General features: G+C 59.6%; 9 protein-coding genes. 5 read left to right on the top strand and 4 right to left on the bottom strand.

Annotation, left to right across the window (positions count from 1 at the left end; translation table 11 throughout):
- Positions 1-1,109: BID domain-containing protein (locus tag AC1DTN_RS34015; RefSeq protein WP_477924492.1), on the top strand; the 1,109-nt coding region annotated here is incomplete at its 5' end.
- Positions 1,110-1,185: 76 nt separating this feature from the next.
- On the opposite strand, the gene AC1DTN_RS34020 is transcribed toward AC1DTN_RS34015, so the two are convergent.
- On the bottom strand, positions 1,186-2,076 hold the full coding sequence (locus AC1DTN_RS34020) for a LysR family transcriptional regulator (protein ID WP_477924493.1): 891 nt from the start codon (positions 2,074-2,076) through the stop codon (positions 1,186-1,188).
- A gap of 131 nt (positions 2,077-2,207) precedes the next feature.
- Here AC1DTN_RS34020 and AC1DTN_RS34025 point away from each other — a divergent pair, with 131 nt between their 5' ends.
- Together AC1DTN_RS34025 and AC1DTN_RS34030 are read left to right on the top strand one after the other, a co-directional pair.
- Positions 2,208-2,543, top strand: coding sequence for a helix-turn-helix domain-containing protein (locus tag AC1DTN_RS34025; RefSeq protein ID WP_113321201.1), 336 nt, complete (start codon positions 2,208-2,210; stop codon positions 2,541-2,543).
- 238 nt (positions 2,544-2,781) lie between these two features.
- Positions 2,782-3,075, top strand: coding sequence for a hypothetical protein (locus tag AC1DTN_RS34030; protein WP_477924495.1), 294 nt, complete (start codon positions 2,782-2,784; stop codon positions 3,073-3,075).
- A gap of 60 nt (positions 3,076-3,135) precedes the next feature.
- Here AC1DTN_RS34030 and cueR read toward each other — a convergent pair whose 3' ends face one another.
- The 3 genes from cueR to treY form a co-directional block, all read right to left on the bottom strand.
- Positions 3,136-3,528 (bottom strand): Cu(I)-responsive transcriptional regulator, encoded by a 393-nt coding sequence (cueR, locus tag AC1DTN_RS34035; protein ID WP_007812037.1) that lies wholly within the window; start codon positions 3,526-3,528, stop codon positions 3,136-3,138.
- A gap of 12 nt (positions 3,529-3,540) precedes the next feature.
- Positions 3,541-6,093, bottom strand: a complete 2,553-nt coding sequence (locus AC1DTN_RS34040; RefSeq protein WP_477924496.1) for a heavy metal translocating P-type ATPase — start codon at positions 6,091-6,093, stop codon at positions 3,541-3,543.
- A gap of 108 nt (positions 6,094-6,201) precedes the next feature.
- Positions 6,202-8,811 (bottom strand): malto-oligosyltrehalose synthase, encoded by a 2,610-nt coding sequence (gene treY / locus AC1DTN_RS34045; protein WP_477924497.1) that lies wholly within the window; start codon positions 8,809-8,811, stop codon positions 6,202-6,204.
- A gap of 243 nt (positions 8,812-9,054) precedes the next feature.
- Between treY and AC1DTN_RS34050 the strand changes: the two genes are divergently transcribed.
- Both AC1DTN_RS34050 and AC1DTN_RS34055 read left to right on the top strand, forming a co-directional pair.
- Positions 9,055-9,351, top strand: a complete 297-nt coding sequence (locus AC1DTN_RS34050; RefSeq protein ID WP_113321205.1) for a hypothetical protein — start codon at positions 9,055-9,057, stop codon at positions 9,349-9,351.
- Complete coding sequence (locus AC1DTN_RS34055) at positions 9,341-9,916, top strand: type II toxin-antitoxin system VapC family toxin (RefSeq protein WP_477924498.1); 576 nt, start codon at positions 9,341-9,343, stop codon at positions 9,914-9,916. The genes AC1DTN_RS34050 and AC1DTN_RS34055 overlap by 11 nt, the downstream gene beginning before the upstream one ends.
- The last annotated feature ends 80 nt before the right edge of the window (positions 9,917-9,996 follow it).

Raw genomic sequence — 9,996 nt, forward strand, 5'->3', positions numbered from 1 at the left:
TCTACTACGGACGCCGGTCCTTCGAAAAGACGGGTGGTCTCACACCAATCCTGTCGCGCAGGAATTCCAAGGAAACGACGCTCGACTACGAGGGCGGCTCATTCTATCGGCAGGCACTTCATTTTGCCGAAAGCCGCGGTCTGCACCTCGTTCGGGTCGCACGGACGCTGGTTGCGCATCGGCTGGAATGGATGGTCAGGCAGAAGCAGACGCTCTTGAGCCTCGCCGCCCGTCTGGCCACTGTCGGCGAAAGGCTCGGTGTCGCAAGAACCGCATCGACGGCTCACCTTGTCAGCGCAGACAAGGCAGCAAAGCCGATGGTATCCGGCATAACGATCTTCCCTCAGTCGATGGCACAGGCCATAGAGGCCAGGCTCGGCGCCGATCCCGGCCTCCAGAAGGAGTGGGAGGATGTCTCGTTGCGGTTTCGTCTCGTCTATGGGCAACCGGAGGCGGCATTCAAGGCGGTCAATGTCGACGCGATGATCCGGGATGCAGGGGTGGCTGCGAATACAATATTGAAGATCGCAAACACGCCGGAGATATATGGCGCGCTCAGAGGCAAGATAGGTTTGTTGGCCGGTAAGAGCGACAAGCGTGATCGGGAAACTGCTCTTCTTAATGTTCCCGCTCTATCTCGCTCTCTGGAGCGCTTTCTGAAGATACGCATTCAGACCGTGCAAAGGGCTGAGATGGCAGAGTACGCTCGACGCCAGAACTTGTCGGTTGAAATCCCAGATCTGTCGCAAAATGCCAAGGCTGTTCTCGAACGCGTTCGCGATGCAATCAATCGAAACGATCATCCGGCTGGCCTCGAATATGCGCTGGCCGACAGAACCGTAAAGGCAGAGCTCGAGGGGTTCGCACGCGCCGTTTCTCAACGGTTCGGAGAGCGCACTTTTCTCGGAATAGCGGCGAAGGATGCTGACGGCGAAGCGTTCAAGACCCTTACCGCCGGAATAAGCACTGCGCTACAGCTGGAGATCAAGGCCGCCTGGGCCTCGATGCGGACCGTCCAACAACTGTCTGCGCATGAGCGTACTGTCATGGCACTCAAGCAGGCGGAGGCAATGCGGCAGACGAAGAGCCAAGGACTATCCCTGAAATAGCCTATTGATGGATGCAGTCCGCAAAGCCAATCCATGGCAGATACATCGACCACCGCGACAGCGATTGACCGATATCTTATCGTCCCGGCCGAACCAGCGATCGTGCGATATCGATGATGTCGTCGCGTGAGGCGGTCGGGTCTTCCCGGTTCCAGGCGACACCGAGCCCGATCTTGAAGTCGACGCCTTTGACCTTCTTGAGCTCGAAGCCGCGGTTCGGCAGATCCTGCGTCCATTCCGGCACGAAGCCGATGCCAAGGCCGGCAGAAACCAGCGATACGAGCGAGAACGTGTCGTCGCATGTATAGGCGACATTGCCGGTCAGATCGTGCTCCTCGAACTTTTCCGCGAAATAGCGCTCGCTGTAGGAGAGGTTCTGGCGGGAAAAGGAAATGATCTTCTCACTACGCAGATCCTCGAGACCGATCTCGCTCTTCCGCGATAGCGGGCTCTCCTTGGCAACAGCCAGCAGGTAACGTTCATGGGCAATCGAGAAGAAGCGCAAGGAGCCGATATTCTCCACCGGCCGGATGAAGCCGAGATTGATGCGGCCTGCCTCGATATGGCGGATGATATCATCGGTGGTGCCGCTTTCGATATGCAGGCGGATATCGGGATATTTGCGGGCGATGCGCGCAAGGAAGGATGGCAGCACGCCGATGGTGGCAGGATAGACGGTGCCGATCGCAATCCTGCGTGTCGTCTTGCCGGCCACCGACCGGGCGATCTCGGTCGACAGGTCGACTTCGCTGAGGATCCTGACCGAGCGTTCGTAGAACGCCGCCCCTGCCCTTGTCAGCTCCACCCGCCGTGTCGTGCGGATGAAGAGCGCGACGCCGAGTTCCTTCTCCAGTGCCATCACCTGGTTCGACAAAGCTGGCTGGGCGATATGCACCTTGGCTGCCGCCCTGCCGAAATGCAGCTCCTCGGCCACTGCAACGAAGTAGGATAGCTGGCGTAATTCCATGTGCTGCCTAATGTCCTTTTTCCGGGATCTTCCAGACAGAAATCTTCCGCATCGGGTAACTCCATATCGTAGTTATAGCACTACATATCGTTCATGGCTAGACTCGTGTCATTGGGGAACAAGATGTTCCTATGGAAACACTCGCGAGACGATTGCAGGAACGAGCCCAGCAACTGGGCATTTCGAACGCTGAGGCGGCGCGGCGAATTGGGCTCGATGAACGCCGGTACGCGCACTACGCTTCAGGTCGCAGGGAACCAGATTTGGCGACCCTTGTGAGGATCGCGAACACCTTGGAGACCTCACCAAACTGGCTGCTGGGTGTGACACTTAAGACTGCAAAAGATCCACAGTTCGCGGCGCTGCTTGAGCGTTTTTCCAATGTGGCTAATGGAATGACCAAACAGGAACTAGAGATGTTTGTGATTCAGGCTGAAGCTGTCGTTGCAGCCAAGAAGCGCGATTAGCCTCTCCATGTCGCTTCCGCTGTGACTAATCTTGCCTGAATGCGTTTCGGGGAGCTGGTCTCGGTTTTAGGGATGCCCGCCAGGCTTGTCGGTCGCATGTCTAGACAGGCGACATGAGAATTATCGTTTTCCACGATTGCATAGCTGACCAATTGTCGACAGATCGCGCTCGGCGGTTGTTTATGACGGTTCCATGACAGAATATGTGCCCCGCTGATTTGCAAGGGGAACATGGAATATGAAAGAGAAAAAGCGGGTCTACGAGGCTCTCGTGGACGGCGCAATGGATGGACTTGTGGGCGATGCCCTTTATGAATTTGTCCGCAAGCGCTGTCCGAAAGCCTCCAGCAAGAAGATCGTTCGTGCCTCGCTGCTGGCGCTCAGCGATCCTCATCTAAAGGACCGCAATATCCTCGATGTCATCTATGCGCTGGCGATCAAGCACCGACTGGATGACACCAGCATCGATGACGAGCATGATGAAGAGGCCGAGGAACAGAAGAAACCCTCCGAAACGGTCATCAAGGAATAACCTCCGCTTTTCCTGATATGGCGAGGACGAGAAAAGCCCTGGATCTGGGCACCGGCCTCGTTAGGCGGCGCTATCCGAGAGCTCTTCGAGGATCGGGCAGTCGGGACGGTCATTGCCGTGGCAGGCATGAACAAGATGCTCGAGCGTGTGTCGCAACTCCGTCAGCTCGCGGATTTTCCGATCGATTTCCGAAAGCTTCGCCTCGGCGATCCCCTTGACGTCGGCGCTTGCCCGGCTTTTGTCCTCGTAGAGCGCCAGCAACTGACGGCATTCCTCCACGGAGAAGCCGAGGCCGCGCGAACGCTGCAGAAAGCGCAGCTTGTGTACGTCCGAGGCCGCATAGTCGCGGTAGCCGTTTCCGCCCCGGTCAGGACGGATCAGGCCGATATCCTCATAATAGCGGATGGTCTTTGAAGGCAGGCCGGACCGTTCCGAGGCTTCGCCGATATTCATCGCCTGGTTCCTTTACAGCTTTTCGACCCTCAGTCTCAGCGCATTGCCAATGACGGAGACAGAGGAGAGGCTCATGGCGGCCGCTGCAATCATCGGCGAGAGCAACAGGCCGAAGATCGGGTAGAGCACACCGGCTGCCACGGGGATGCCGAGAGCATTGTAGCCGAAGGCGAAGCCGAGGTTCTGGCGGATGTTGCGCATCGTCGCCTCAGCCAGCCGTCTTGCGCGGACGATCCCGTTGAGATCGCCCTTCACCAATGTAATGCCTGCGCTTTCCATCGCAACATCTGCACCCGTGCCCATGGCGATGCCGACATCGGCGGCTGCCAGCGCCGGTGCATCATTGACCCCATCACCAGCCATGGCAATGACGGCGCCCTTTGCCCTCAGTTCATCGACGAGCGCCTTCTTGTCCTCGGGCAGAACATCGGCGCGGACCTCGTCGATCCCGAGGCTTTTCGCCACGGCACGGGCCGTGCGTTCGTTGTCGCCGGTCGCCATGATGATCTTCAGGCCGCTGTCGTGCAGCGCCTTGATGGCAGCCGCCGTCGTTGGTTTGATGCGGTCGGCGACTGCGACGAGGCCGGCCAAAGTACCGTCGATGACGACGAACATGACGGTCTTGCCTTCGCCGCGGAGCACCTCGGTCTGGTCCAGGAGCGCTGCCGGATCGGTGCCGAGATCGGCGAGTAGGGCGGCATTGCCGAGGGCGACGGACGCGCTGCCAACCGTGCCCTTTACGCCCTTACCGGTCTGTGCCTCGAAACCTGTGACCTCGTGAAAGGTGAGGCCGCGTTCTTGGGCCCCTGAGACGATGGCTTCTGCAAGCGGATGTTCAGAGCCACGTTCGAGGCTCGCGGCAAGCGCCAGCAGATGTTTTTCATCAATGCTGCCCAAAGCCACAACGTCCGTCAGCTTGGGCTTTCCTTCGGTCAGCGTGCCGGTCTTGTCGACGATCAATGTATCGACCTTGGAAAAACGCTCCAGCGCTTCCGCATCCTTGATCAGGACGCCTTCCTGCGCACCGCGTCCGGTGGCGATCATGATCGACATCGGCGTTGCGAGGCCAAGTGCGCATGGGCAGGCGATGATCAGGACGGCGACGGCGGCGAGCAGCCCATTGGCCAGCCGCGGCTCCGGCCCGACAAAGGACCAGACGAGGAAGGCTGCGATGGCAGCGGCAACGACGGCCGGAACGAAGATCGCCGAAACACGGTCGACGGCGCCCTGAATCGGCGCGCGCGAACGCTGCGCCTTGGCCACCATATCGACGATACGTGAGAGAGTGGTATCGGCACCGACCTTTTCGGCGGTCATGATCAATGCGCCGTTCTTGTTCATCGTGCCGCCGGTCAGTGCGTCGCCTTTGGCCTTTTCAACCGGAAGCGGTTCACCCGTGATCATCGATTCATCCAGCGTCGACTGCCCTTCGGTGACGGAGCCATCGACCGGTACGCGTTCGCCGGGGCGCACGCGCAGCCGGTCGCCGGTCTGGATCTCATCGACAGGCACGTCGCGCTCGCTGCCGTCGGCATCGATGCGGCGCGCAGTCTTTGGCGCAAGATCGAGCAGGGCGCGAATTGCAGAGCCGGTGCGTTCACGGGCTTTCAATTCCAGCACCTGCCCGACGAAGACGAGCGCCACGATGACGGCAGCCGCCTCGAAATAAACGGGGACGGAGCCGCTATGACCGCGGAAGCTGTGGGGGAAGAGGTCCGGCGCCAAGGTCGCGACGACGCTGTAGAGATAGGCCGTACCGACGCCGAGGCCGATCAGCGTCCACATGTTGGGGCTGCGGTTGACGAGCGATGCCCATGCCCTGCGGAAGAAGGGAAGTGCTGCCCAGAGGACGACGGGTGTCGCCAGCAACAGTTCGACATAGCTCGCCAGCGGCTCGCCGAGCGCTTCACGCGGCCAGGACAGGCCAAGCATTGGGCCCATGGTAAGCATCAAGAGCGGAATTGAAAGAACAGCGCTGACCCACAGGCGCCGGATAAAATCCACGAGTTCCGGGTTCGGACCTTCATCTTCAGGCGGAATGCCCATCGGTTCCAGCGCCATGCCGCATTTCGGGCAGTCGCCGGGATGGTCGCTGACGACTTCGGGATGCATCGGGCAGGTATAGAGCGTGCCCTTCGGCATAGCGGCTGCCGTTGGCTTTTTGCCATGGCGATAGGTTTCGGGATCGGCCTCGAACCTCGCCTCGCAGCCCGCGGAGCAGAAATAGAATTTTTCGCCCTCGTGCTTCAGGAAGTGTTTCGCGTTCGAGCGGTTGACGGTCATGCCGCAGACCGGGTCCTTGGCGGTCAGATAATCCTGCGGTGCCGCCTCGAATTTCTGGCGGCAGCCATCGCTGCAGAAGTGATAGGTGTGACCTTCATAATCGAGGGAAGGCTTTCCGGCGTTCGGGTCGACCGTCATGCCGCAGACGGCATCGCGCACCACCATGTCTTCAGCCTTTTCGTCGTGGCCGCAACCGCATTGCGTGCCGTCGCCATGATGGTGATGGCCGTGATCATGCCCATGATGATCGTGGTCTTGATGATGATCGTGCTTGTTATCCATAAACTGCGCCTTTCATGCCTTTCTGGCATCCGGACAGCTTTATGAACCTTCCAGCAACTGGAAGGTCAACGTCTTTTTTCGTCCGTGCAGATTTTTTCGCGATTGCCGTCAGGCCGGCACGATCAGAGCCGCCGGCTGGTCTCCAAGTAGCGTGGCAAGCGAGATCTTGTTTCCCGGTTCCAGCATCTTGCCGGTCAACAGATCGGCCTTGAGGCCGTGCATGGGCGAGGGCACTGATATTGCCGTATCCTCCCAGAATTCCGGTCCGGCAAAGAGCACGCCGGGATCGAGCCAGCCGAACATCAGTCGCGGCACGACTGTGATGGCGAAGTTCTCCTGATGCAGACGGGCAAAGGCGACGACATGGTCACTCCTTGTCCCGTTGACGGCAACCGGCAGGTAATCGCCTTCCGCAAAAAGCCGGGCGCGCTCCATCCGGAGCCCCAGGCCGATCTGGATGATGCGCTGTTTCAATGCCGCGGCCTGCAGCCGTGCGAGCGCACCGCCTTCGGCAAGCCAGCCGCTCAATGTCTCGAAATCCGGTAGGCGCCTGTTATCGGGATCGACGAAACTGAAATCGAAACCCTCTGCCCCCTGGTAGATGTCGGGAATGCCCGGTGCCGTCAGTTTGATCAGCGTCTGCGACAGGCTGTTGACGTAGCCGGCTTCGATGAAGGGCTGCAGGACTCGAGCGAAATCCTCGGTGAATGCGTCATCGTCGATTGAGAGGAGCGCGGCCGTATAGGTTCGCACCGCCTCTTCATAGTCACTGTTCGGCGCCGTCCAAGTCGTGCGCAGCTTGGCTTCGCGAATGGCCTTTTCCGCAAAAGCGGTGAAGCGGTCGCGTAGCGCATCGGCATGATGGCGGTCGAAATCCTCGGGCCAGGCGCCGGCAAGCGCCTGGTAGAGCATCCATTCCAGATTGGGCTCAGGTGCTGCGCCATCCGGCAGTTCCGTGCGGTGGCTTTCATTCAGTCTTCGCCAGTGTTCGACGGCGTCGGCAAAGACGCCGGCGCCTTCGCTGACAGCATAAAGCCGGGCGCGCGCATCCTCGCCGCGCTTCGTGTCATGCGTCGATGTTGCCGAAAGACCTGAGGGCTGGGAGCGTGTGCGCGCTTGCATGAATTGGTGAAACGCTTCGACGCCGCCTGGCACATGATCCGGCTCGCCGCCGACCTCGTTTACCGCCAGCAGCCGGTTGTAGCGATAGAACAGCGTATCCTCCATTGCCTTTGCCATGACGGGGCCGGAGAGTTGCTGGAAACGGAGGCGGAATTCGCGAGCCGCCTCGTTGTCGATCGTGCCTTCGAGTATGGCCGCGATGCTCTGCAGGGGCTGCGCATAGTCCAGATGTCCGGCGGCCGCCATCTCGGCTTTCTTCAGGAGATCCGCATCCCGCGTATCGAGCGGGCCATTGGCCCCATAGGTGCGGTAGACGGAAAAGGCGATCAGAAGCTCTGAGATCGCCCCAGTAATTTCCTCCTTCGACAGTTCGGGAAAGAGGCCGGCTGCAATGTGTGCAAGGCGGGCCGCCTCGCCGGCGAAATTCTGTTCGACCATCAGCCGCTTGGCCGTCCGCCGCCCGGCTTCAAAATCGCCATTGCCATCCGCCAGTCGGCGATAGGCTTCATCGAGCTTCTGTAAACCATTGCCGTCCACGAAAAGCCCACTTAAGGCTGTGATGAACTCGTAGCCGGTCGTTCCCTGCACCGGCCAGTCGGCGGGAAATTCCTCACCTGCGCCGAGAATCTTTTCGACGACGATATAGGTGTCCGCGCCGACCGCTTCCCGCAGGCGGTCGAGATAGGCTCTCGGTTCCGCCAGCCCGTCAATATGGTCGATGCGCAGGCCCTGCACCTGGCCCTGACGCACGAGATCGAGAACCAGGCGGTGGCTCTCTTCGAAGACCCTGATATCCTCGACCCGCAGGCCGACCAGCCCCGTCACCTCGAAAAACCGCCGATAGCTCAGATGCTCCGAGGCCTCCTGCCAGCGCTGAAGCTGCCAGTGCTGTCTCCCGTGCAGCCGTGTCATAAAGGCATTGTCTTTCGAAAGCGCTGCAAGCTTTCCACTCAGGCTTTTGAGATCGCCGGCCTCGAAGATCATATCGCGCAGGCCACGATGCAGGTCACCGCCGTCGACAGAGGCCGTCAGTTCCGCCATCCCGGCGAGAACCGGATCATCCAGTTCCGCCGAGAGCAGAGGGTAGCTTTCCATGCTCAGCGGAAAGAGGTTGTCAAAATAGCTGATCGCCAAATTGCCATGCGCCTCGTCGATGGTGATCGTCAGTTCGCCGGCAGCAACGCTTTCATCGAAGCTCTTGCCGAGCTGGGGCAGGGTCAGCCGCTCGCGCCAGTCTATGTCGAAATAGTCTGCAAACGGGCTATGCCTGCCGAATTCCAGGACGCTCCGCCACCAGGCATTCTCCAGTGAAGCGGCCATATGGTTCGGCACGATGTCCAGGATCAGGCCCATGCCTGCTTCTGACAGCGTCGCCGTCAGGCGATCGAATCCCGCCCTTCCTCCAAGTGCTGGATCGATCTCGCTGGCGTCGGTCACGTCGTAACCATGCGTCGATCCCCTGGTAGCCGTGAGGACCGGCGAGGCGTAGAGGTGGCTGAGGCCGAGCGACTTCAGATAGGGTACGAGCCCGCATGCGTGATCGAATGTCATGCCGTTGCGGAACTGGACCCGGTAGGTCGCGGAGGGGAGTGTCATGGGGTCATTTTTGCCGTTTGGAGGAGACATCTTCCAACGGTTGTGAAGCGCTTTTGTTCCCGTCCCTTAAGGGTGGGTTCGTGATGGTAGTGAATTCGAAATCATGGGGAATGGGCGTCTGAATCGTATCCGCACCGTGACCGTTCCAATCTCCAGCGCGCACTTCTGGACCGCTTACTCACCATAAAATCTTGCCCCGACGTTCAACGCTATATATACTCTGTTCAACACAGGGAGAATTTCATGGCTGCCCGATCACATTCTGCCGCGGAAACTGAAGCAAAGGTCGCATTGAATCGCAACAAACTTGTGCTCGAGCAAGCGAAGGCCATTGGTCTTCTTGGCGCGGCGAAGAATACGAGACTGTCCGGGCGCGTCCCCTCAGAGTTGATCGAGGCGGCCAAGAAGCGTGCCCATGTTACCTCCGACACCGAGTTGCTGGAATTGGCGCTTTCCCGCCTTGCTCTTGAAGATGACTTTGGCGTGCGTCTGGTGGACCGAAAAGGCATCATCCCGGCGGATATCGATCTTGAGATTTGATCTTTCCGAAAGCCTTCGCGCGTTAAAACCCGAAAAGCACAGGGGAACGCTCGAACGCAGACCCGACGAAACTCTCGCATGGGCTGCTGACGAACCGCCAATCGGCGGGCCTCTGTTCTTGGACACCAGCGTTTATCTGGACGTGCTTCAGGGCCGCTCACCGACGGAGGTCGATACGCTGCTGACCTATCGCCTCTGCCACCATTCCGCAGTGTGCCTTTCTGAGCTGACCCATGCCTTCGGTCGGCTGAACCCAAAACATCCCTCTACAAAAGCGGCTCTGGCAGCGATCGCTGCGACGGTCGAAGACATTCCGGTCCACCGGCTTCATGCCCCGGATGCGCCCATCTGGGGACAGGCAGGCATGTTGGCCGGGCTCCTCTTTCGCCTGAGCAATCTGCCCAAAGGCGAGGGACATGAGCGCCGCTTCGTCAATGACGCCCTCATTTTCCTGCAGGCGCGGCAGCTGGGCGCGAGCGTATTGACCGGCAACGTGCGGGATTTCGACTTCCTGTCGCAGCTTGTACCGAGTGCTCGCGTCATCCTCTATCGAGTGCCTCTGTAGCCGCGCTTATCAGGAACGCTGGGCTTCTACTGATGGGCCATCGTCCGGGAGCCAAGGTCAAGTTTCGTGCTCTGCCAACA

The sequence above is a fragment of the Rhizobium sp. 01T444 genome (assembly GCF_056398305.1).